Source organism: Halalkalibacter akibai JCM 9157 (assembly GCF_000513135.1).
Lineage (GTDB): Bacteria > Bacillota > Bacilli > Bacillales > Bacillaceae_D > Halalkalibacter > Halalkalibacter akibai.
In genome coordinates this window covers 25915-50793 of the sequence record NZ_BAUV01000027.1, presented here as the reverse complement: position 1 = coordinate 50793, position 24879 = coordinate 25915, and the positions used below count along the sequence as shown (strand labels likewise).

The 24879-nt window shown below is 38.1% G+C and carries 20 protein-coding genes and 3 pseudogenes; all 23 read right to left on the bottom strand.

Annotated features, from left to right (window positions below):
• Nucleotides 1-82: 82 nt before the first annotated feature.
• Nucleotides 83-2197: a polyribonucleotide nucleotidyltransferase gene (gene pnp / locus JCM9157_RS14585; RefSeq protein WP_035665774.1), complete on the bottom strand. Its 2115-nt coding sequence runs from the start codon at nt 2195-2197 to the stop codon at nt 83-85.
• Nucleotides 2198-2362: 165 nt separating this feature from the next.
• Nucleotides 2363-2632 carry a 30S ribosomal protein S15 gene (gene rpsO / locus JCM9157_RS14580; protein ID WP_035665773.1) on the bottom strand — a complete coding sequence of 90 codons (270 nt, stop codon included), beginning with the start codon at nt 2630-2632 and terminating at the stop codon, nt 2363-2365.
• Nucleotides 2633-2767: 135 nt separating this feature from the next.
• Nucleotides 2768-3706 (bottom strand): bifunctional riboflavin kinase/FAD synthetase, encoded by a 939-nt coding sequence (gene ribF / locus JCM9157_RS14575; protein ID WP_035665772.1) that lies wholly within the window; start codon nt 3704-3706, stop codon nt 2768-2770.
• 31 nt (nt 3707-3737) lie between these two features.
• Complete coding sequence (truB, locus tag JCM9157_RS14570) at nt 3738-4652, bottom strand: tRNA pseudouridine(55) synthase TruB (RefSeq protein WP_035665770.1); 915 nt, start codon at nt 4650-4652, stop codon at nt 3738-3740.
• Nucleotides 4653-4855: 203 nt separating this feature from the next.
• Nucleotides 4856-5206, bottom strand: coding sequence for a 30S ribosome-binding factor RbfA (rbfA, locus tag JCM9157_RS14565; RefSeq protein ID WP_035665768.1), 351 nt, complete (start codon nt 5204-5206; stop codon nt 4856-4858).
• Between the two features lie 24 nt (nt 5207-5230).
• Nucleotides 5231-5512 carry a DUF503 domain-containing protein gene (locus tag JCM9157_RS14560; protein ID WP_173401260.1) on the bottom strand — a complete coding sequence of 94 codons (282 nt, stop codon included), beginning with the start codon at nt 5510-5512 and terminating at the stop codon, nt 5231-5233.
• Nucleotides 5509-7625 (bottom strand): annotated as a pseudogene (infB, locus tag JCM9157_RS14555) (translation initiation factor IF-2). Before infB ends, JCM9157_RS14560 begins: the two are co-directional and overlap by 4 nt.
• A gap of 16 nt (nt 7626-7641) precedes the next feature.
• Nucleotides 7642-7944 carry a YlxQ family RNA-binding protein gene (locus JCM9157_RS14550; protein ID WP_035665767.1) on the bottom strand — a complete coding sequence of 101 codons (303 nt, stop codon included), beginning with the start codon at nt 7942-7944 and terminating at the stop codon, nt 7642-7644.
• Entirely contained in the window at nt 7941-8213 is a 273-nt protein-coding gene (gene rnpM, locus JCM9157_RS14545) for an RNase P modulator RnpM (RefSeq protein ID WP_276563942.1), read from the bottom strand. Before rnpM ends, JCM9157_RS14550 begins: the two co-directional genes overlap by 4 nt.
• An 18-nt stretch (nt 8214-8231) precedes the next feature.
• On the bottom strand, nt 8232-9344 hold the full coding sequence (gene nusA / locus JCM9157_RS14540) for a transcription termination factor NusA (RefSeq protein WP_035665764.1): 1113 nt from the start codon (nt 9342-9344) through the stop codon (nt 8232-8234).
• 44 nt (nt 9345-9388) lie between these two features.
• Nucleotides 9389-9859 (bottom strand): ribosome maturation factor RimP, encoded by a 471-nt coding sequence (rimP, locus tag JCM9157_RS14535; protein ID WP_035665762.1) that lies wholly within the window; start codon nt 9857-9859, stop codon nt 9389-9391.
• Nucleotides 9860-10092: 233 nt separating this feature from the next.
• Nucleotides 10093-14393 (bottom strand): annotated as a pseudogene (locus JCM9157_RS14530) (PolC-type DNA polymerase III).
• Nucleotides 14394-14509: 116 nt separating this feature from the next.
• Nucleotides 14510-16220 (bottom strand): annotated as a pseudogene (locus JCM9157_RS14525) (proline--tRNA ligase).
• A 128-nt stretch (nt 16221-16348) separates the two neighbouring features.
• Nucleotides 16349-17605 carry an RIP metalloprotease RseP gene (gene rseP, locus JCM9157_RS14520; protein ID WP_035665761.1) on the bottom strand — a complete coding sequence of 419 codons (1257 nt, stop codon included), beginning with the start codon at nt 17603-17605 and terminating at the stop codon, nt 16349-16351.
• Between the two features lie 21 nt (nt 17606-17626).
• Entirely contained in the window at nt 17627-18775 is a 1149-nt protein-coding gene (locus JCM9157_RS14515; RefSeq protein WP_035665760.1) for a 1-deoxy-D-xylulose-5-phosphate reductoisomerase, read from the bottom strand.
• Between the two features lie 112 nt (nt 18776-18887).
• Nucleotides 18888-19685: a phosphatidate cytidylyltransferase gene (locus JCM9157_RS14510; protein ID WP_035665759.1), complete on the bottom strand. Its 798-nt coding sequence runs from the start codon at nt 19683-19685 to the stop codon at nt 18888-18890.
• Nucleotides 19686-19700: 15 nt separating this feature from the next.
• Complete coding sequence (uppS, locus tag JCM9157_RS14505; protein ID WP_035665758.1) at nt 19701-20468, bottom strand: undecaprenyl pyrophosphate synthase; 768 nt, start codon at nt 20466-20468, stop codon at nt 19701-19703.
• Nucleotides 20469-20704: 236 nt separating this feature from the next.
• A complete protein-coding gene (gene frr, locus JCM9157_RS14500) occupies nt 20705-21262 on the bottom strand; it encodes a ribosome recycling factor (RefSeq protein ID WP_035665757.1) in 558 nt (185 codons plus the stop codon).
• A complete protein-coding gene (gene pyrH, locus JCM9157_RS14495; protein WP_035665756.1) occupies nt 21262-21981 on the bottom strand; it encodes a UMP kinase in 720 nt (239 codons plus the stop codon). The genes frr and pyrH overlap by 1 nt, the downstream gene beginning before the upstream one ends.
• Nucleotides 21982-22099: 118 nt before the next feature.
• Nucleotides 22100-22981: a translation elongation factor Ts gene (tsf, locus tag JCM9157_RS14490; protein ID WP_035665755.1), complete on the bottom strand. Its 882-nt coding sequence runs from the start codon at nt 22979-22981 to the stop codon at nt 22100-22102.
• Between the two features lie 134 nt (nt 22982-23115).
• Nucleotides 23116-23838 carry a 30S ribosomal protein S2 gene (gene rpsB / locus JCM9157_RS14485; RefSeq protein ID WP_035665754.1) on the bottom strand — a complete coding sequence of 241 codons (723 nt, stop codon included), beginning with the start codon at nt 23836-23838 and terminating at the stop codon, nt 23116-23118.
• A 162-nt stretch (nt 23839-24000) separates the two neighbouring features.
• Nucleotides 24001-24540 (bottom strand): DUF6115 domain-containing protein, encoded by a 540-nt coding sequence (locus JCM9157_RS14480; protein ID WP_035665752.1) that lies wholly within the window; start codon nt 24538-24540, stop codon nt 24001-24003.
• 14 nt (nt 24541-24554) lie between these two features.
• On the bottom strand, nt 24555-24869 hold the full coding sequence (locus tag JCM9157_RS14475) for a hypothetical protein (protein ID WP_035665750.1): 315 nt from the start codon (nt 24867-24869) through the stop codon (nt 24555-24557).
• Between the last annotated feature and the right edge of the window lie 10 nt (nt 24870-24879).

The window sequence follows — 24879 nt, the reverse complement described above, 5'->3', positions numbered from 1 at the left end:
CTCCTCTAGTGCGATTGTATGCACTTATAGGACAGGTTAGAACGCAAAAGGAGACTAGGTCCATTCCCCCAGTCTCCTTTGCTTACTTCTGTGCTTGTTGCTTTTGTTCTTTTTCTTCTTTTAGGATGACTTTACGTGAAAGGTTGACTCTGCCCTGATTATCTATTTCTGTAACACGAACAAGAATCTCATCACCAATCTTAACTACATCCTCGACTTTTTCAACTCGCTCTTCTGCTAATTGAGAGATATGCACAAGGCCATCTTTACCTTTAAAAAGTTCTACGAAACAGCCAAATTTTTCAACTCGTTTTACTTTTCCTAAGTAGGTTTGTCCGACCTCTACTTCACGAACAATGTCTTCAATAATAGAACGTGCTTTTTCATTCATCGCCATCTCGACAGATGAAATGTACACTGTACCATCTTGTTCAATATCAATTTTCACTCCTGTTTCTTCAATGATTTTGTTAATCATTTTTCCGCTAGGTCCAATAACATCACGAATTTTATCAGGATTGATTTTCATTGTCATAATTTTAGGAGCATACGTAGAAAGCTCTTGTCTAGATTCAGCAATAGCTGAAAGCATATTGTCTAAAATAACCATTCGTCCGCGTTTTGCTTGAGCTAAAGCTTCAACTAGGATTTCACGGTTTATTCCAGATATCTTAATGTCCATTTGCAAGGCTGTTATTCCTTCGCGAGTACCTGCTACTTTAAAGTCCATATCACCAAGTGCATCTTCCATTCCTTGAATGTCCGTTAACACAGATACATGTTCTTCTTGTTTCACAAGTCCCATTGCGATACCTGCAACTGGTGCTTTGATTGGAACACCTGCATCCATCATCGCAAGCGTACTAGCACAAATACTAGCTTGAGATGTTGAACCATTTGATTCCAACACTTCTGATACTAATCGAATCGTATATGGGAAATCGTTTTCGTTTGGAATAATAGGTTCTAGTGCACGTTCACCTAAAGCTCCGTGACCGATTTCACGACGACCAGGTCCACGGATCGGGCCTGTTTCCCCAACACTAAATTGAGGGAAATTGTAATGGTGCATAAAGCGCTTAGATTCTTCAATCCCTAAACCATCTAAAATCTGAACATCTCCAAGTGCACCTAATGTACAAATACTTAGCGCTTGAGTTTGTCCACGAGTGAATAGACCAGAGCCATGGGTACGAGGTAGAAGGTTTACTTGTGAAGCGAGTGGTCGAATCTCGTCAACTTTACGTCCGTCTGGGCGAACTTTATCAACTGTAATCAGACGGCGAACTTCTTCCTTCACAATCTTATGTAAGACTTCTTTCACATCGCCTAAGTTAATGTCTTCTCTTCCTTCAAAAGCTTCAACTGTTTTGGTTTTAACAGCATCAATAGCTTCAGCACGTGCATGCTTTTCGATCACTTGAACAGCTTCTTTTAATTCAGATTCTGCTAAAGTACGAATTTCTTTTTCTAACTCAGAATCAACTTTTTTTAGTTGAATTTCTGATTTTTCTTTCCCAACAGCCGCAGCAATTTCTTCTTGGAAGGCAATTAATTTTTGAATTTCCTCATGTCCAAACATGATTGCTTCAAGGATGATTTCTTCAGAAACTTGATTTGCCCCTGCTTCAACCATATTAATTGCTTCTTTTGTTCCTGCAACAACAAGGTCAATATCACTTTGTTCGAGCTGCTCTGTATTTGGATTAATGATAAATTCTCCGTTAAGACGTCCAACTGTCACACCTGCAATAGGTCCATCAAAAGGAATGTCTGAAACAGAAAGCGCTAACGATGATCCTATCATTGCTGCCATTTCTGAAGAAGCGTTAGGATCTGAACTCATAACAATACTAATTACTTGAACTTCATTTCGGAATCCATCAGGAAAAAGTGGTCTAATCGGACGATCGATTAAACGACTCGTTAAAATTGCTCGTTCACTTGGTCGGCCTTCGCGCTTGATAAATCCACCAGGGATTTTCCCTGCAGCATAAAGGCGTTCCTCATAATTAACTGTTAATGGGAAGAAATTAAGATCTTTTGGTTCTTTAGAAGCAGTTGCTGTTGAAAGAACTGCTGAGTCACCATACCTTACAAGGACTGCGCCATTAGCTTGTTTAGCTAATTGACCCGTCTCGACCGTTAACTCCCGGCCAGCCCAATCCATTTTAAATACGTGTTTCGTTTGTTCCATTACGCGTACTCCTCTCGTACACCACATTATTCTTCATACCTGCATCTATTATTGCCTAATTCATCAGAATTTAAAATATTGAACATACAATGGTTAAACCTAGTGAATTTTCCAACATAAAACAATCAAGAAAAAAGCGGGATTATCTCCCGCTTTTATCAATGATTATCGGCGTAAGCCAAGCTTGTCAACTAGGTTACGGTAACGTGTTACATCCTTATTACGTAAGTATGTTAACAAGTTACGACGTTGACCAACCATTTTTAGAAGACCACGACGTGAATGGTGATCCTTCTTATGAGTACGTAAATGCTCATTCAATGTGTTGATTTGCTCTGTTAGGATAGCAACCTGAACTTCTGGAGAACCAGTGTCAGTGTCGTGAGTTTTGAAATCAGCGATTAACTCATTTTTACGCTCTTGTGTTAAAGCCATCCTATTCACCTCCCTTTTCTTATCTCCTATTCCCTAGCAAACGTCGGTGACTCGATCTGCCAAGAAACGGATGTGTACTTGAAGTACAAGGAATACTATACCTTCTTTTTCACTAGAATGCAAGTTTCAAAACTATTATGACAGTAGTAATGACTGTGCTGCTTCTTTATCCAGGTGAATTTGCTTAATGAGGTCTTCAATATTCAGGAATTTTTGTTCATCTCGAATTCGATGATGCCAACATATCGTAACTTCTTCTCCATAAATGTCTTGATTAAATGAAAAAAGGTGAACTTCAATAGTTGGTTCCGTTGTTTGATCATGGAAGGTTGGCTTAAAACCAACATTACAAACACCCGAGTAGTGAACCCCTGAAACAGTTAGTGTTACGGCATAAACACCTGTATTTGGCAGAATATAACGATGAATTGGCTTTACATTAGCCGTTGGGAAGCCAATAGTTCTTCCGCGTTTTTCACCGTCTACCACGACGCCTTTAATACTATAAGGAGCACCTAAAAATTTTGTGACGTCATCCACTTCTCCAGTAGTCAGAAGTTGTCTAATTTTTGTTGAGCTAACTTTCTCATTATTCGCCTCAAGTTTTTCAACAACGGTTTGATTAAGTCTATTTCTAGCATGAAAAGGCATCGTTTCCATTGTCCCTTTTCCAAGTGCCCCATATGTAAAATCAAAACCTGCAACAACATGGCAAACCTCAAGTCCAATTAAATAGTCATCAACAAACTGCTGAGGCGTAAGTGAGGCAAATTCTCTGGTAAAATTAACAATATACAGCTTATCTACTCCTAATTCCTCTATTTTCTTTATTTTATCAGGTAGAGGCGTAATGTAACTCATTGCGTTCTCTTGTTTCCGCAAAACCTCTTTAGGATGTGGATGAAAAGTCATTACTGATGTTGTGACCTTCAGCTTTTGCGCTATTTTAATAGCTGTCTTTATCACCGCCTGGTGTCCAAGATGAACTCCATCGAAATACCCTAAGGCCATTACCGTTGGGGTACAATTTAATGAACAACTATCAACGGGATGATTTAAATAAATGGTATCCATATAGATCCCCTTTTCCTAACAAATTCTTAACTCATTCTCCAGTCCAAAACATCTTTTCTGGTTTTATTACACCTTTTTTAGTCGGATGATGCATGTAGACCGCTAGACATTCTCCTTTTTTATTATAAACGGTAAAACGATTTTCTTCTAACCCTTTCTCACTAGGCAGAACCGATCCATTTTTCACTTGCATTTCTGTCTCTTCATCTATTACGACTTTAGGTAGAAAATGAACAGCAGTGTCAAAAGGGATTAACGTTTCCAATAGGGTATCACTTTCCTTACGCAGTTCTAGTTCTTCAAATGTAAAACTTTCGCTTAAGTGATAAGGCCCTGAAGAAGTTCGAACAAGGTCTGACATATGAGCAGGATATCCAAGCTTCTTTCCGATATCAACTGCTAACGTGCGAATATAAGTACCTTTACTACAGTGAACCCGAAAACGAAATGACATTGTATCGTTGGTATAAGTAAGATCTGAAAGTAACTCAATTGAATGAATGGTGACATTACGAGACGGACGTTCCACTTCCTGGTTTTTACGGGCATATTCATATAGTCTTTTCCCGTTAACTTTTACAGCTGAGTACATAGGCGGGACTTGAATAATCTCTCCTTGAAATTCAGCAATTGTCTCTGTTATCATGTCTTTTGTCCATTGAGCTTCTACTTTTTTCGCCTCCACCGTCTCTCCACTTTTATCCTCGGTTGTAGTCGAGTAGCCAATCGTAACTTCTCCTTCATATTGTTTAGAGTAACCAGACATGTACTCTACTACTTTAGTTGCTTTTCCTATACAGATGGGTAGGACTCCGTTCACATCTGGATCTAGTGTGCCTGTATGACCCACTTTTTTCGTTTGAAAAAGTCTTCTTATTTTCATAACACAATCATGTGAAGTCATTCCTCTTGGTTTATGTAAAATTAAAATGCCGTTAGGTCCCATTATCGTTCCTCCGATGTCTAACATGTTTTATGGTTCAATTTGCTTTTTGTCGCGATTTGCATTGGTCTTCTTTCTAATTCACTAAAAAGGGCATAAGACCTTGTAGGAGTATCGCTCATTGCATGCACGTTTCCAAAAGGGAAGAGCGTACTTTTGGAAATGCTAAAAGGATAGAAGGGTTATGTGCCCTTCTATCCTTCCGGTTATCTTTGATTTCTATTTAAGTCTTGAAGAAGCGTTTCAATTCGATTTCCATATTCTATCGACTCGTCAAATTCAAAAAAGATATCAGGCGTTTTGCGGAGACGGATTCTCTTTCCTATTTCAGAACGGATGAACCCTTTTGCTTTTGATAGAGCCTGCAATGTTGCTTCTTTTTGTTCATCACTTCCAAGCACAGTTATAAAAACTTTTGCTTGTTGCAAGTCACCAGTAACATCTACCCCAGTTACTGTTACGAAGCTAACACGTGGGTCTTTTAACTCTCGCATGATAATATCGCTTAATTCTTTTTTCATTTGTTCACCGACACGGTGAGCACGAACATTACTCATCTCTTTCACCTCTGCTCTTTTGCCTTACAGCCATTCGTAATCTGTGACCGTTCTTTCTGCCTCAGGCTGGCTGTCAATCAACGTTAGTGCCTTTTGTAACTCTCGTTCACAAACTGCACGGTCATTAGAGACAGTTACCATCGTAAGTTCCGTACGCTGCCAAACATCGTGATGATCGGTTTCCGCAACGGAAATATTGAACCGTTGCTTCAACCTAGTTTGAATGCTTTTTAGAACCGAACGCTTTTCTTTTAAAGACTGAGCATCATAAATTAGCAGTTCACAGCGAACGAACCCTATGATCATTTACGTTCAATTTCCTCCATCACATAGCTTCAATAATGTCGCCTTCTTTAATGTCGTTGTAATTTTCAAGCGTGATCCCACATTCGTAACCAGCAGCTACTTCTTTAGCATCATCTTTGAAACGTTTCAGCGCATTAATTGAACCTTCATAAACAACGATTCCATCACGAATTAATCGTACTGTAGAATCTCTTGTCACTTTTCCTTCCGTTACATATGCCCCAGCAATCGTACCGACTTTGGACACTTTAAACGTTGTTCTTACTTCGACTTGACCAATTACTTTTTCCTCAAATTCAGGGTCAAGCATCCCTTTCATTGCTGCTTCAATTTCGTCAATCGCGTTATAGATAACACGGTGTAAACGAACATCCACTTTCTCAGCTTCTGCTGTACGCTTCGCATTAACATCTGGACGTACGTTAAAGCCAATGATAATCGCATTAGAGGCTGATGCAAGCATAACATCATACTCAGTAATTGCACCAACACCTGTATGAATGATGTTAACTTTAACTCCTTCAACATCAATTTTTTCTAATGAACCACGCATTGCTTCAACAGACCCTTGAACGTCAGCTTTAATAATGATGTTAATATCTTTAACTTCACCTTGCTGAATTTGATTGAAAAGATCATCTAAACTTACTTTAGAGTTCTCAGCTAGGTTCTCCTCACGTTGACGAGACGAACGCGCTTCTCCAATATGACGTGCTTTTTTCTCATCTGCAAAAGCTTGGAATTGATCTCCAGCAAGTGGTACTTCATTTAAACCTGTAATCTCTACTGGAGTAGATGGACCAACCTCTTTAACCCGACGGCCAAGGTCATTAACCATCGCTCTTACACGACCGAAAGATGAACCAACTACGATTGGATCTCCAACTTTTAATGTACCAGCTTGAACTAGTAAAGTTGCTACGGCTCCTCGACCTTTGTCAAGTTCAGCTTCAATTACGCTACCACTAGCCAGTTTATTAGGGTTTGCTTTTAGTTCCTCTACTTCTGATACAAGTAGGACCATTTCTAATAAGTCGTCAATACCCGTGCCAGCAAGGGCTGAAACATTAACGAAAATTGTGTCACCGCCCCAAGCTTCAGGAACGAGCTCAAATTCCGTTAATTCTTGCATAACTCGATCAGGATTTGCAGCTTCTTTATCTATTTTATTCACTGCAACGATAATTGGCACACCAGCAGCCTTCGCATGGCTGATTGCTTCTTTAGTTTGTGGCATAACTCCATCATCAGCCGCAACCACTAAGATTGTAATATCAGTTACTTGAGCTCCACGCGCACGCATAGTAGTAAAGGCAGCATGACCTGGTGTATCAAGGAAAGTAATTTTCTTTCCATTTGTTTCGATTTGGTACGCACCAATATGTTGTGTGATTCCCCCAGCTTCGCCTTCCGTTACTTTTGTATGGCGGATAGAGTCCAATAACGTTGTTTTACCATGGTCAACGTGCCCCATAATAGTTACAACAGGAGGTCTCTCTTGTAAGTCTTCCTCTTTATCTTCATCAACATAACTTTCGAAATCCATTTCGTCGATAACAATTTCTTCCTCGACTTCAACACCATAATCACCAGCAATTAACTCAATCGAGTCTTTGTCTAACTCTTGGTTAATTGTCGCCATCACACCAAGAAACATTAGCTTCTTAATTAGCTCAGAAGGTTCTTTATGTAACTTCTTCGCTAATTCTCCGACTGATAATGTTCCAGAGTACGTAATTTTTTCAGGAAGTGGCTTTGGCTTAGGAGGTTCTTGTCTTTGTTGGCCTCCACCACCACGTTGTTGCTGTTGTTTATTTCCACCGCGGTTATTTTGTTTCTTATTATTATTGTTATTGTTATTAGTTGGTCTTGATTGGTTACGTTTCGCATCTGTCTTTTGTTGCTTCGGACGGTTTTCTTTCACTTCCGCTTTTTTCGTATCGGTAGCCACAGCAGCTTCAGGTTTCTTTCCTTCTAACACTTCAAGCATTTTCTCATCAATTACAGACATATGATTCGAAACAGAAAAACCTGAATTATTTAGTTGGTCAATAATTACCTTACTAGCCACATCTTTATCTTTTGCATATTCATATATTCGCATTTTTTTCATATACATACCTCCAGAATCATTGGTCAAGTAATGCGGTCATTTTCTTTGCAAATCCGTCATCCATTACACCAATGACAACTCTCTCCGCTTTACCGATAGCTTGCCCTAGTGTTGCTCGATCAGACAGAATTCGTACCGGTATATTGTAATGGCCGCATTTGTCCAATACTTTTTTCTTTGTTTGTTCTGCTGCATCAGAAGACAACAGAACTAGCCTAACAGACTTTCTTCGTACTTCCTTCAAGACAAGCTCTTCCCCGGTCGTAAGCTTCCTTGCTCTTGCTGCCAGCCCTAGTAATGAAAGCCACTTTTCCATCATTTACGACTCCGTTTACTAGCTTCTTGTAATTGATCGTATATATCTGGATCTACTTTCACTTGTAGATGTCTAGATAAAATATCCTTTTTCTTAGCTAATTCAAAGCTTTCATCGCTGTTACTAATATAAGCGCCTCTTCCATTTTTCTTACCAGTTACATCAATGGAGACAACACCTTCTGGTGAACGTACGATTCTAATCAGCTCTTGTTTAGGTTTCATTTCATTTGTTACAATACATTTTCGAAGAGGAACTTTACGCTGCTTCACTTGCTCCATCTCCTTCTTTTATTCTTCTTCAGTTGAAACAAATGCAGTTTCATCAGACGATATTAATAATTCATCGTCATCACTTAACAACCCTAGTTCTCTTGCATCGGTTTCACTTTTAATATCAATTTTCCAGCCTGTTAGCTTAGCAGCCAGCCTAGCATTTTGACCTCGTTTTCCGATCGCAAGTGAAAGTTGATAATCTGGTACAATAACCTGTGTCATTTTTTCTTCTTCATTTACGTTTACTTTTAGAACTTTAGATGGGCTCAGTGCATTAGCTACATATTCAACAGGGTCTTCTGACCAACGAACAATGTCAATTTTCTCACCTTTAAGTTCATTAACAATCGTTTGAACTCGTTGTCCTCTTGGTCCAACACAAGCACCTACAGGATCAACCTCTGGATTATCAACGTGCACCGCAATCTTTGAACGGTCACCAGCTTCACGCGACACTGATTTAATTTCAACCGTCCCATCATAAATTTCAGGAACTTCAAGTTCAAAAAGACGCTTTAATAAGCCTGGGTGCGTTCGTGAGATTAAAATTTGAGGACCTTTAGTTGTTTTTTCAACCTTCGTTATATAAGCTTTAATACGATCATTATGCTTATAAGTCTCATTAGGCATTTGCTCACTTAGAGGTAGTAATGCTTCTACTTTTCCTAGGTCAACATAGATAAAACGATGATCTTGTCTTTGCACAATTCCTGTCATAATATCTTCTTCACGGTCAATAAAGTCAGAGTATATAATTCCACGCTCTGCTTCCCGAACTCGTTGTGTCACAACTTGCTTTGCTGTTTGCGCCGCAATGCGTCCGAAGTCTTTAGGTGTGACCTCAATTTCTACGACATCATCAACCTCATAGCTTGGATTGATTTTTTGAGCCTCATCAATAGAAATTTCCAATCTGGCATCAAATACCTCTTCCACCACTGTTTTTCTTGCAAAGACACGGATACTACCGTTGTCTCTATTTACGTCAACACGAACATTTTGTACTTGGTTAAAATTACGTTTATAGCCAGAAATTAGAGCGGCCTCAATAGCCTCAATTATAATATCTTTTTTAATTCCTTTTTCTCTCTCTAACGTAGCTAACGCATCCATAAATTCGCTATTCATGGATTTTATTTCCCCCTTTCAATCAAGACCTTCTATCTTGATTTTTAGAATATAATAGCTAACCTTGCATTTGCGACTTTCTCATAAGGAATTGAGTAAAGTTTCTTTCGCGTTTTTACTTTGACTTCTACTTGTAATACTTCACCATCAAAGCTTGTTAATTGACCTTCAAAAGCTTTCTCACCATCTATTGGCTCATAGGTCGTAATATGTACATTTTTACCTACTGCTTTTTGTAAGTCTTTTTCTTTCTTTAACGGTCGTTCTGCTCCAGGTGATGAAACTTCTAGAAAATAAGCTTGTGGAATTGGATCTAAATCGTCTAATTTCTCGCTTAACCTCTCGCTTACCTGACCACAATCCTCAAGGTCGACCCCTTTCTCAGAATCAATAAAAACTCGGAGAAACCAATTAGGTCCTTCTTTTTTAAACTCTACATCTACAAGCTCTAAATGAAGCTCCTCAAGTATTGGCAATACAAGCTCTGTTGTAATTTCTGTTGCTTTCTTACTCATCTGTACCCTCCTTGCTAGTTTGATCTATCTATATTTTTCACCAATATTGCTTCCATTTTTCATAAAAATAAAAAGTTGAGCGAACAACGAAAGAGTGGGTTTCCCCACTCTTCATGTTTACCATATTCTAAGTATTACCATAAATACAATACCATACTCTCTCATTCATTGCAACCAAACACAGCTGAGCTAAAACGCCACAGAACTTGATTTAATGCGTTTTTTACTTAAATCTAAAACAAGGATAACTGATTAGAATCTGGCATTCCAGCTAAACAACCGTGCTCATCTAGATGTTCCAAGACTGTTTTTGTAAGCTTAGCACGCTGCTGTAAGTCTTCTTTTGATAGAAATTCTCTATCCTGTCTCGCTTTAACAATGTTCAAGGCAGCATTTGTACCGACACCCGTCATTGCATTAAAAGGAGGAAGAAGTGAATTTCCTTCAACTATAAATTCAGTCGCACTTGAGCGATATAAGTCAACTTTTTGGAATGAGAATCCTCTTTCACTCATTTCCAAGGCAAGCTCTAGCACGGTAAGGACTGCTTTTTCTTTCGGAGCTGCGTCCAACCCTTTTGCATTAATTTCTTGTATTTTCGCTTTCATTGAAGCAGATCCTTTTATCATCGTATCTAAATCAAAATCATCTGCTCGAACAGTAAAGTAAGAAGCATAGTATAAAATTGGATGATGCACCTTAAAGTAAGCAATTCTCACAGCCATCAGAACATAAGCAGCGGCATGTGCTTTCGGGAACATATATTTAATTTTTAGACAAGAACCAATATACCAATCAGGTACATCCTGCTGTTTCATTTCTTCAATCCATTCCGGCGGTAATCCTTTACCTTTACGCACGGACTCCATGATCTTAAAGGCTAGGGACGGTTCTAATCCTTTATAGATAAGATAGACCATAATATCATCACGGCAACCAATTACATCTTTTAATTCACAAGTACCATTGTATATTAATTCATTGGCGTTATTTAACCAAACATCCGTTCCGTGAGAAAGACCAGAAATCTGAACTAATTCGGAGAATGTACTCGGCTTCGTTTCTTCTAACATTTGTCGAACAAATCGCGTACCAAATTCCGGTATACCAAGTGTTCCTGTTTTACACATAATTTGTTCTTCATCAACGCCTAATACATCTGGACTGCTGAAAATTTTCATAACTTCAGGATCGTCAGTTGGAATTGTTTTCGGATCTATTCCACTTAAGTCTTGAAGCATACGGATTACAGTCGGATCGTCATGACCTAATATATCAAGTTTTAAAAGATTATCATGAATGGAATGGAAATCAAAATGCGTGGTTTTCCATTCTGAATTTTTATCATCTGCCGGAAACTGAATCGGACAAAAATCATGAATATCCATGTAATCAGGGACAACAATGATTCCACCTGGATGCTGTCCGGTTGTTCGCTTTACCCCCGTACAACCAGATACTAGTCGATCAATTTCAGCACCGCGCATTTGCAAATCATGATCCCCTTGATAACCTTTGACATATCCATAAGCCGTCTTTTCGGCAACCGTTCCAATTGTTCCGGCACGGTAGACATAGTCTTCACCAAATAATTCTTTCGTGTAGTGATGGGCACGGGGTTGATATTCCCCTGAGAAGTTCAAATCAATATCGGGAACTTTATCTCCTTTAAAACCTAAGAAAGTCTCAAACGGAATATCTTGTCCGTCTTTAACATAAGCTGTGCCGCATTCTGTACAGTCTTTATCGGGTAAATCAAAACCTGAGCCGACAGAACCATCATCAAAAAAGTATGAATGATGACAGTTCGGACACACATAATGAGGAGGCAATGGATTAACTTCCGTAATTTCAGTTAAAGTTGCGACAAGCGAAGAACCTACAGAACCACGTGAACCTACTAAGTAGCCATCAATTAATGATTTCTTTACTAGTTTATGAGAAATCAAGTAAATAACGGCAAACCCATGGCCAATAATACTTTTCAATTCTTTCTCAATTCTAGCCTCAACTATTTCGGGTAAGTTCTCTCCATAAATACTTCTGGCCATACTGTAACTCATTTCCCTAACTTCCTCGTCGGCACCTTCAATTTTAGGGGTATACAGCTCATCAGGAATAGGGTGAATTTCCTCTATTAAATCAGCTACTTTCTGTGTGTTTGCTACGACAACTTCTTTAGCCTTTTCTTCACCTAAGAAAGAAAATGCTTCTAACATTTCATCGGTCGTCCGGAAATGTACTTCTGGTAAAGTCTGTTTGTTGAGTGGATTAGCTCCTCCTTGAGAGGCAATTAATATTTTTCTGTAAATATAATCTTCTTCATGGAGATAGTGAGCATTTCCAGTTGCTACAACAGGCTTGTTTAACTTTTCACCTAACTCGATGATATTTGTCACGATTTCTTGTAATGCTTCATCGTTTTTAACAAGTTCTCTTTCAATCAGGTGTTGATAGTTAGCTAGAGGTTGAATTTCTAAGTAATCATAAAACTTAGCTATTTCCTCTACTTCTTCTTTTGATTTCTGCATCATTCCTTCAAAAACTTCACCTTTGTCACAAGCCGAGCCAATTAAAAGCCCTTCCCTGTACTTGGACAACTGTGATCTTGGAATTCTTGGCGTTCGGAAGAAATAATCCAAATGAGACATGGAAACAAGTTGATACAGATTTTTCAAACCTGCTTGTGTCTGTGCCAAAATCGTGCAATGAGCTGGACGTTGACGATGAAAATTACCTTGGCCCATATGCTCATTTAACTGATCATGGTAACTGATTTCACGTTCACTTGCATCTTTAACCATTTTCCAAAGTAAATAACCAGTTGCTTCTGCATCATAAATGGCTCTATGGTGACTGACTAATTCAATGTCAAACTTTTTACATAAAGTGTTTAAACGATGATTTTTTAATTCTGGATACAAAAAACGCCCAAGTTCAAGCGTGTCGATAACTGGATTTTTAGCTTCTTCTAATCCTATTTTTTGATAACCAACGTTTAAGAACCCCATATCAAACTTGCGTTATGTGCAACTAAAATAGCATCTTTTGCCCAGTCCTTAAATTTTCGAAGTACTTCAGATACTTCAGGTTGTCCTCTTACCATATCATCAGTTATTCCTGTGAGTTCAATAATCGTGTTTGTTAAAGGCTCATGAGGATCTGCAAATGATTCAAAACGATCAATGATCTCTCCACCTTTAATTTTTACAGCAGCGAGCTCAATGATCGTATTGTAAACAGCAGATAAACCAGTTGTCTCAACGTCAAAAACGACAAATTCATCTTCCATTAACAAGCGATGCGATTCGTTATAAGCAATAGGGACACCATCGTCAACAACATTGGCTTCAAGGCCATACAATACTTTAATCCCATGCTTTTTCCCTGCAGAATAGGCCTCTGGGAAAGCTTGAACGACTCCATGATCTGTAATGGCAACAGCCGGATGTCCCCATTTAGCAGCTTGTTCTACGTATTTCCCTGCAGAAACAATACCATCCATTTGGCTCATCGTTGTGTGTAAGTGGAGCTCCACACGCTTTTCTGATTCATCAGCTGTATCCTTACGTTCATCTGGAGTTAATTGGTTAACGTCATTACCAATCATCACCAAATCTCTAACAAATGTATCGTTCTGAATACCTCCGCGGACTTTAACCCACATACCTTTTTTGATTGCCTGAAGCAGTGGTATATCCTCTTTATCTCTAGAGAACATCTTTACTAAGATTGAATCAGTGTAATCAGTAATTTTAAAAGTCAGTAACGTTCTACCACTTCGAAGCTCTCTTGTTTCAGCATTAAATACATAACCTTGAACAGTTACTCGTCTTTCTTCATCAATAATAGCTTCTAGTGGCATTGGATCGTCTTTTATTGGATAACCAATCACTAAAGGCTTACCACTAAGATCTTTTTCAGCTTGCTTCTCTTGTTTTTTCTTCTCTAAAATCGCTTCTACGACTTTAGAATGATCTTCTTCATTTCGTTTTTCCACAAACTTCTCAAATTCTTGTTTAGATTCCCGAATATCAGTGTCAATTTTTACGAGCGGCAAGCTCAAACTTGCTAGTGAATCTTGAAATGGTTCAGAAAGCTTTCTTTTTAAGGCAACTGCTTCTGTTTCATTTCTAACTTGAATAACAAGACGCTTCCCATCAAACGCTGGCGTTTGTTTCGATAAGAGCTCTTTAATTCCACTCGAAATCATGGATAACTTTGAAATAATTAATGGCCAATACTCGCCCCATTCAGATTCAGTTAGATCGTTTTTTTGATAATGAAATGAAAATGATACAGCTGCAATATGTTCAAACGTTACACGAAGTCGATCGGAAAACAACTCATAGATAGTTACAGGCAAAACAACCGGTACCTCTATATGAAAGTGCCAAGCTCTCTTTTCCTTTGAAATTACTAACTTTCTAATCATTGCTTCTTGAAAATGAGCTTGTACAACTTGATCTGGTATTTGTAACTGTTGGAGAAGCAAATGGAGTCGCTCTTTTCTGAGCTGCTCATCTTGTGACATATTGTTCATCCTCCCCAAATAAAAATAATTATCTCTTTATTTTAAACTGAACTTACTTGCATGAAAAGAGAAGGTACCTCATTGACATGAGATACCATCGTTTCATTATAAAGGAATTATCTTAATTCAGAAAGCATTTCCTTAAGTTTCTCAACTAACTCTGACACATGAACCTCAGACATTTCCCCGGTTTTACGAACTTTTACTTCTACAATTCCTTCAGAGGCTTTTTTACCGACTGCGATTCTAATTGGCAAGCCAATCAAATCTGAATCTTTAAACTTAACTCCGGCACGTTCAGGACGATCATCATAAAGCACTTCAAACCTTTCGTTTGATAATGAACGATATAATTCCTCTCCAAGTTGTTTTTGTGCTTCATCTTTAATATTAAGCGTGACTAGATGCAAATCAAATGGTGCAACAGATACCGGCCAAACAATTCCATTTTCATCAGAATTTTGTTCAACAATGGCTGCTATCGTTCTTGTAACTCCAATTCCATAACAACCCATGATCATCGTTTGACTTTTTCCGTTTTCATCAAGATACTTAGCACCTAACGCATCGCTATATTTAGTACCTAATTTGAATACATGCCCAACTTCAATACCTTTAGCAAATTTAATTGTACCTACACCATCTGGAGAAGGATCTCCTTCTTGGATTAACCTTAAATCTTCATAACGACTCACTTGGAAATCGCGACCTGGATTAACCGATTGGAAATGTTTGTCTTTTGCATTTGCACCACAGACACCATTTACAATTGTCTCGACTGCTTTGTCCGCAATGACAGTTACTTTTTCAGGAACAGAAATCGGTCCTATGAAGCCAGTTTCACAAGCTAAAATTTCTAGTACTTGTTCTGCTGAAGCAATCTCAACAACGGCTTTATTAAAAACATTCCCCACTTTAATTTCATTTACTTCATGATCTCCACGAACTAAAACAAGAACCGGTTGACCGTCTACCATAAATAGAATCGACTTAATCACTTGACTTGCTTCAACACTTAACAATGTCGTTAGCTCATTAATCGTTTTCGTATTAGGGGTATCAATTTCAGTTAATTCCAAAGGTGCTTCTGTTGACTTATTATACTCAACTCGAACAGGTGCAATTTCTACATTAGCTGCGAAATCAGATGAGTCAGAATACGCAATTGTATCTTCTCCAATTTCACTTAATACCATAAATTCATGAGTATCTGTACCGCCAATAGCACCAGAATCAGCTTCTACAGCACGAAAATCTAATTCACAACGACTGAAAATATTCTGATACGCTTGATACATGGCTTGATAGCTTGCATCCAATCCTTCAATACTAGTATCGAAGGAGTAAGCATCTTTCATAATAAATTCACGTGAACGAAGAACACCAAAACGAGGACGACGTTCATCACGGTATTTTGTTTGAATTTGATATTAAATTAACTGGCAGTTTTTTATATGTCTGAATATCATCACGAACTAAGGTAGTAATTACTTCTTCATGGGTAGCTCCAAGCACGAAATCACGCCCGTGTCGGTCTTTTAATCGCATTAATTCAGGTCCATAATCGCCTAGTCTACCAGATTCCTGCCATAATTCTGCAGGTTGAATAGCGGGTAATAGTACTTCCTGTGCACCGGATGCATTCATCTCATCTCGAATAATCGCTTCTACTTTTCTAAGCACTTTTGTTCCAAGTGGTAAGTATGAATAAATTCCAGAAGCGGTTTGTCTAATAAATCCAGCTCGAAGCATAAGCTGATGACTTTTAATTTCAGCATCAGCAGGTACTTCTCTTAACGTAGGTGTTAAATAAGTCCGTTGTCTCATTTTGTGATTCCTTTCCATCTATCATAAAATCATTTCCTATTATATATAATAGGCGCGAACTAATGTCGCACCTATCTGTTTCTTATTTATATCATACTGGTTTGAACATTGACATTCTTAAGTTCGTTTTACATAAAAAATTTGTTAATGTCGTTCCAAGTAACGACAATCATCAATAGCATGAGTAAAGCAAAACCTATAAAATGGACAAGACCTTCTTTTTGAGGATCCATCGGTTTACCACGAACTGCTTCGATCCCGATAAAAATCAGTCTTCCCCCATCCATTGCAGGAATTGGCAATAGATTAATAATCCCTAAATTCACACTTAATGCAGCAGCCCACTGCATTAAAACAAATATTCCCATCGCGGCCGCTTCACCCGTGTAATTATAAATTCCAACTGGTCCTGCAACATAATCAAGTGAAAATTGACCGGTTACAATCATACCTAACACTTCAAAAATCATCGTCATAAACGCATACGTCTGAGTGAATCCGAAAACAATCGAACCAATTAAAGAAAATTCAGTTGGCCTTGCGATTCCAACAAATCCTTCTGCATCTCCAAATTGGCCAACTCTTTCATTCGGTGTAACTGGAATTGTTAGTTGCTGTCCATTTCTTTCAACTTCGAATACGATCAATTCATTAGGGTGCTGTTGAATGATGCCAGTCATTTCTTCCCACGTATCAATCGGTTGACCCTCAATGGCAATTACACGATCTCCCTCAACTAAACCAGCTTCAGAAGCTGCACTATCAGCAGTAACATCTCCTACCTTTGCTTCATCAACTGGCATTCCTTGAAAAAGAGCAAAAGCAATTAAAATAACAACGGCCAAAACAAAATTCATTAACGGGCCAGCAAAAATAGCTAGCGCTCGTTGACCAACCGTCTTAGATCCAAATTGGCGATTCCAAGGCGCAATTTGCGTTTCTTGTTCGTCTTGAACAAGTTTAGCTTGTTCATCAATTTTATATTGAATTCTTTCGCCTTCATCGTTATAAGCTTCAACGATCAGTTTATGTTCAAGATCGATTTTTTCTACTTGTACGACTAAAGCTTCAGGATGCTTTGACTTGTTATTAACAATAATTTTGCTAACCTTACGTGCTGCGTTAAAAACTAGTCCAATCTCATAGCCTGGCTTAATATCAATCATTTCAGGGTCTTCTCCTGCCATGCGGACAAATCCACCTAGCGGAAGAAGTCTAATTGTATAAACTGTTTCATCTTTTTTCCACGAAAAGATCTTCGGTCCGAATCCAATTGCAAATTCACGGCATAAGATCCCCGCTCTCTTTGCAAAGTATAAATGTCCCCATTCATGAATGAATACAAGAAGTCCAAATATAATAATGACTGAAAGTAATGTTTCCATTGGGATATTCCTCCACCTTTCTTATTTAATACTTGAGTGGATAAAGGCTCTTGTTTCGTTATCAACTGCAATAATTTCCTCTAATGTGGGCTGATTAATGACGCTATGCCTTTCAAGAGCTATTTCTATTTTTTCTTCTATCTCTAAGAAAGAAAGCTTGTTATCTAGAAAAGAAGCAACTGCCATTTCATTAGCTGCATTTAACACGGTTGGCATAGTCCCACCAATTCTCCCTGCTTCATATGCTAATGCCATACAACGATATCTCTCCATGTCCAATTTTGAGAAATGCAAACTACCAAGTTCCCATAGGTTTAAACGTTCTTTAGAAACTGATGACAGTCGTTTAGGATAAGTTAAAGCATACTGAATAGGCACTCGCATATCAGGTGTTCCTAATTGAGCTAAAACACTTCCGTCTATGTATTCGACCATCGAGTGAATAATACTTTCTTTATGTAAGACAACATCTATTTTCTCATACGGAATATCAAAAAGCCATCTTGCTTCAATTACTTCTAACCCTTTATTCATCATCGTAGCAGAATCTATCGTAATCTTCGCTCCCATTGACCAGTTAGGATGGTTTAACGCCTCTTCAACCGTTACACCCTTTAACTCTTCTCGTGTCAGGTCTCTGAAACTCCCGCCTGAAGCTGTCAAGATAAGTCTTTCTACTTCCATAACTGATTCGCCGTTAAGAGCTTGAAAAATAGCAGAGTGTTCACTGTCTACCGGTAATAAAGGTACTTCTGCATCTTTAGCTGCCTTTGTTACGATGTGCCCCGCCGTTACTAGTGTTTCTTTATTGGCAATAGCAATGGTCTTCCCTTCTTTAATTGCAGCCAAAGTCGGTTCAAGTCCTAAGCTTCCAATTACAGCATTGACCAAAACTTCCGCTTTTTCGTTCGTTGCTACTTCTAACAGCCCCTCCTTGCCATATACTACCTTGGTATGACTCGGAACTTCATTCAACAATTTTTCGTAATCTTCTTTCGTTTGGACGGATAAAATGGCAGGTGAAAATTCATGTACCTGCTTAAGTGCTAGTTCAATATTGCGCCCAACAGACATCGCTTCTATTTTAAACTCTTCGGAATGTTTTCTTATTACGTCTAGCGTCTGTGTTCCAATTGAACCAGTAGCACCTAACAAACTAATATGCTTCAACTTACTCACCTACTATTCAAAATTTCAAATACTTATAACTCTATTGTATAGGCAGATTACAACTTCATGATAAAAAGCTCTAGAAAAGAATCTAATGTTTTACAAGAGCTCATTAAATTAATTGAAGCAGATGAAGTATCGGCATTACGTATATCAAGCTATCAAAACGATCCAATATCCCGCCATGACCTGGAAGTACGTTCCCTGAATCTTTCACCGCATAGTGCCTTTTAAGAGCTGATTCAACTAAATCACCAAGTTGTCCAAAAACTGAAGCTACAACAATGACCAATAAAGCTGTAATTAAGCTAGAGAAGATCGGAATAAATGAATAAAAGATGATTCCTACTACAATAGCTGCAATTATTCCACCTATCGAACCTTCAATTGTCTTTTTAGGACTAATATCAGGCCAGAGTTTATTTTTCCCAAATTTACGACCAACAAAATAAGCTCCTGAGTCGGTTGTCCAAATAATAAGTAAAACAAAAAACACTAAATATAACCCTGTCTCAGCTATATCACGAGTCATTATTAAATAATGAAAACCAAAGCCAACGTAAACTGAAGACAGAACAACAAAACCTACTTGGTCAAAAGTAAAAGAATTTTTTGTGAGAACGGTAAACATTAATAAGACCAAAATAACAAAAATGAATATTTCTACTTTTGTAAAGCTCAAAAACATAATTTTATTAAACCAAGTTGTCGGGACTAAAAGTAACCACATAGATAAAATACTTACAATACCCATTAACGAAAGCGGAGCTATTTTTTTCATTTTCAGAAGTTCAACCATGGCAACAGAAGCCAAAATCGAGATGAATAACGAAAAGATCCAGCCTCCTAGTAGAACCATAATAATAAATCCAGCGCTTCCAATAACACCAGTTATTATTCGCTGTTTCATTGTACATCGCCCCTTCTAAACGCCACCGTACCTGCGCGCTCGTTTTTGATAGACGGCAATGGCTTCCTCTAAATGTGATTCATTAAAATCTGGCCAAAGGACATCTGTAAACCAAAATTCACTATAAGCTACTTGCCATAGCATAAAATTACTTAAACGAATTTCACCACTTGTACGAATGAGTAAATCCGGGTCACGTAACTCGGCAGTCATCAAATGTTGTTCAAGAATAGACTCATTTATATCATCCGTTTTAAGCTTACCTAATTCAACTTGTCTCGATATTTCTTTTACCGCATTCATTAGTTCAAAACGACTTCCATAATTCAAAGCAAAATTCAAGATTAATCCGGTGTTGTTTTCTGTATCTTTAACTGCTTTTATAACAGCCCGTTTTGTATGTTCAGGCAATTCTTCAATACTTCCCATTAAACGCACTTTCACATTCTCTTCGATTAAACTCGGTAATTCTTTATTTAGGAAGCGTTCAGGTAACTTCATTAAATAATCAACTTCCGTTTTTGGACGCTTCCAGTTTTCTGTTGAAAATGCGTATAATGTTAAGACCTCAACACCGAGATCATTAGCCTTTTGAACGACTTTTCTAACAACCTTCATACCTTCACGGTGTCCAGCAATACGCGGTAACCCTCTATTTTTAGCCCATCGGCCATTTCCATCCATTATTATCGCTATATGTTTTGGAATCTCAACTAAATCTATTTCTTCTTTTAGTTCTTGAGCCGTTAGATTTGATTTCCATTTTGATAACTTTCCAAGCATGATGACGCCCTCCATCTATGTAACAGCAGGTTCGCTTACTTGTAGCTTTGCCTTTTTTTCTTAGACTCATAACAAACGATCCTGTTAAAAAGGAACTTGGCGAATAGGATAGATCCAAAACCATTTTGTAATGACTAAGAGATTTAAGTATTATCATAACACTACAACTAAGAAAGTGTAAAAAACCCCCTAAAAAAGAGGGTCTTTTCACTATATCTATTTTACATGGAACTTGCTCACACTTCCATGATTTCTTTTTCTTTCTTTTCTGCTACATCATCAACTTTTACAATTGTCTTATCTGTTAGCTTCTGAACATCATCCGTACTACGACGAAGTTCATCTTCTGTCATTTCTCCATCCTTTTGAAGCTTCTTCAAATCATCATTAGCATCGCGGCGTACATTACGAACAGCAACTTTAGCGTCTTCTGCAGCTTTTTTTACTAGCTTCACAAGATCTTTACGACGATCTTCCGTTAAAGGTGGGATAGAAATACGAATGACTACTCCGTCATTTGATGGAGTTAACCCAAGATCAGACATCTGAATCGCGCGCTCAATATTAGCAATTGATGACTTATCGAAAGGTTGAATTAACAAAAGACGAGCTTCTGGGACAGAAATCGTTGCTAATTGATTAAGTGGAGTTTCAGCACCGTAGTATTCAACTGAAATACGATCAAGCAAAGATGGATTTGCTCTTCCTGCTCTTAATTTTGCAAGTTCTCTAGTTAAAGCATCAATAGCTTTTGACATACGTTGTTCTGCATCTTTTAACACAGCTTGTGACATTATGAGTTCCCCCTTACTAAAGTTCCAATTTCTTCACCTAATACAGCTCTTTTGATATTTCCTTCTTCCATAATCGAGAAAACGATTAACGGAATGTCATTATCCATGCAAAGCGAAGATGCCGTTGAATCCATAACAGCTAAACCTTCTTTTAAAACATCCATATAAGAAATCTTCGTGTACTTTTTCGCATTAGCATCTACAGAAGGATCAGCACTGTAAACACCATCTACTTTGTTCTTTGCCATTAAAATAACTTCCGCTTCAATCTCAGCTGCTCTTAGTGCTGCAGTAGTATCAGTAGAGAAATATGGGTTACCTGTTCCGGCAGCAAAAATTACGACACGCTTTTTCTCAAGGTGGCGTATAGCCTTTCTACGAATATAAGGCTCAGCGACTTGACGCATTTCAATTGAAGTTTGAACCCTTGTCTCAACTCCGATATCTTCTAAGCTGTCTTGTAAAGCTAAGGAATTCATAACCGTTGCTAACATGCCCATATAGTCAGCCGTTGCACGGTCCATTCCTTTTGCACTTCCAGCCATACCACGCCAGATATTTCCGCCACCCACTACAACAGCTACTTCAACATCTAGCTCAACAATTTCTTTTACTTGCTTTGCCACTGATTGAATGACAATTGGATCAATTCCGTAACCTAATTCTCCAGCTAGCGCTTCACCACTAAGCTTTAATATGACTCGTTTATATGTTTGCATGAAAACCTCCGACATGAGATGAAGTTTTAATGAATCAAGTTAACTTTATAATTGTCTCTTGATCAAAAAGATTTTGTTTTTTTGAAAAAAGGGACACACTGTGCCCCTTGTTTAAATATTACTTTTTCACTTGAGACATTACTTCCTCAGCAAAATTATCTTCACGCTTCTCCATACCTTCTCCTACTTCATAGCGGATAAAGCTCTTAACTTCTGCACCTTTATTTTTAACGTATTTACCAACTTTCTGATCACCATCTTTAACAAATGGTTGGTCAAGTAGGCAAACTTGTTCAAAATATTTACTTAGGCGGCCTTCTACCATTTTTTCAACGATATTAGCAGGCTTTCCTTCATTTAAAGCTTGTTGAGTAAGAACTTCACGCTCACGCTCAACCTCTTCTTGAGAAACCTCGTCACGAGTTACATATGTTGGGTTGATTGCTGCAATGTGCATAGCAACATCTTTAGCTAACTCAGCATCTGTAGAACCACTTAAAACAGTTAGGACACCAATACGTCCACCCATATGTAAGTACTCACCAAATGCATCTCCGTCACCTTTTTCTACAATTTCAAAGCGACGCAAAGAAATTTTTTCTCCAATTTTCGCAATAGACGAGTTGATGTATTCTTGGACTGTTTGTCCTTCAGCAAAAGATTGTGTTAACGCTTCTTCGACTGAAGCAGGTGAATTAGTCAATACATGTGTAGCTAACTCGTTAACAAGCTTTTGGAAGTTTTCGTTTTTAGCTACGAAGTCTGTTTCTGAGTTGATCTCTACGATAACTGCTTTATTGCCTTCTGACTTAACTAGAGTAAGACCTTCAGCTGCTACACGATCAGCTTTCTTTGCCGCACTAGCAATTCCTTTCTCACGTAGGAAATCTACTGCTTTGTCCATGTCACCATTTGTTTCTGTTAAAGCCTTCTTACAATCCATCATTCCTGCGCCTGTTTTTTCACGCAATTCTTTTACCATGCTTGCTGTTACTGCCATTAAAAACGCCTCCTTAAAGTGTAAGTATGTACAGGTACATCATCATATAAACCAATATTACTTGACATGCTATAGTTTCATAAAAAAAGTGGTAAAAGGGTAATCCCCCTTTACCACCCTTTGAGTAAATGAAATTAAGCTGTTGTTGTTTCTTCAACTTCTGTTACTTCTTCTTCTCCAGAAGTAGCTTCGATTACTGCATCAGCCATTTTACCAGTTAAAAGTTTAACAGCACGAATTGCATCATCGTTACCAGGAATCACATAATCAATTTCATCAGGATCACAGTTTGTATCTACAATCGCAACAATTGGAATGTTCAACTTGTGAGCTTCCGCAATTGCAATGCGCTCTTTACGTGGGTCAATAACAAAAAGTGCGTCAGGAACACCTTTCATGTCCTTGATACCGCCTAAGAACTTTTCTAAACGTTCCATTTCCTTCTTAAGAAGAATTACTTCTTTCTTAGGAAGAACATCAAATGTACCGTCTTCTTGCATCTTTTCAAGATTCTTAAGACGAGTAATACGCTTTTGAATTGTTTCAAAGTTCGTTAATGTTCCACCTAACCAACGTTGGTTGATGAAATACATTCCACAACGCGCAGCTTCTTCTTTAACTGAATCTTGCGCTTGCTTTTTTGTTCCAACGAAAAGAATTTTCCCTCCGTCAGCAGCTAAGTCACGTACAAAATTATACGCTTCCTCAACTTTCTTGACTGTTTTTTGTAAGTCGATAATGTAAATACCGTTACGTTCTGTGAAGATGTAGCGATCCATCTTAGGGTTCCAACGACGAGTCTGATGACCGAAATGTACCCCAGCTTCTAATAATTGCTTCATGGAGATTACTGCCACATCAAACACCTCCTTCAAATTGGTTTTTTATTTTCCTCCGCGTTCATCATTTCTGTATGACACTGACGAATCAGCACCATCATACAAATCAGAATGCGTGTGTGATTAACACCGTTGATTAATATATCACATTGAAAAGAACGTTGCAAGCAGAATTAGACATTAACGATAAAATTTCAACATAAGCTCTACTTCGCCTTTGCCTAACCCTAATTTTTTGGCAATATTTTCAAGGCTTTCTCCTTGTTTTGAAAGAGCTATCACTTTTGCTGTGTCTGATTGTTCATAGCCAGCTTGAATATCCTCTGACTCAATTTCCGGAGGCTGATACTCTTCATAATTGGTTGATTTACGCGCTGATGGTTTGGACACAGTTCTGTCAGCAACTTCTTCTTCATTAATTTGTTTATGTTGTTCTTGTTCAGAATCGTTTTTATTCTCTACTGATTTTAAGCGATCTTTCTGTTGTTGTAAGCGCACTTCCTTAATAGATTTTTCATTTCTTCTTTCCAATTCGACAATAAGTTTTTCATTTTGTTCCTTCATCTCTGCCGTATAGGCAATAAGTAAATCTTCAATTTCATTTTTAATTTTTGGCAGGTCTTGATTATGATTAGCAGATTGCTTTTGGAGTAAAGTCATTATCCAAAGAAATGTAATTCCGTGAAGAAGTAGGCTAATAGTGGCTAATAATGTCGGCATCATATTTCCTTCCTTTAACCAGTGAAGTCTATAAATTGTCCTTTAAATGGATGCTTTTCTTTTTCGTGCTCTCGCTTATTCTCTTCTTTGTCTTGTTTCTTTTGTTCTTGCTTTTGCCCATTATTGTTTGACTCATCTTTCGTAAGCTTCATCTTATCAGTTTCAGAAGTTTTTATAACTTGTTTTTTCTTTTTTTGCTGTTCTTCTAAAAGCTGTTGGCTAATGACCTCTTGACCTATTTGTCCTCTTTGTTGCATTTGCTCTTGTATTTTTCCGGTTTTTTGAGAAACTGGAAAAGATCCTTGAACCTCTACAGGACGTATACTCATGTTCCTCCCC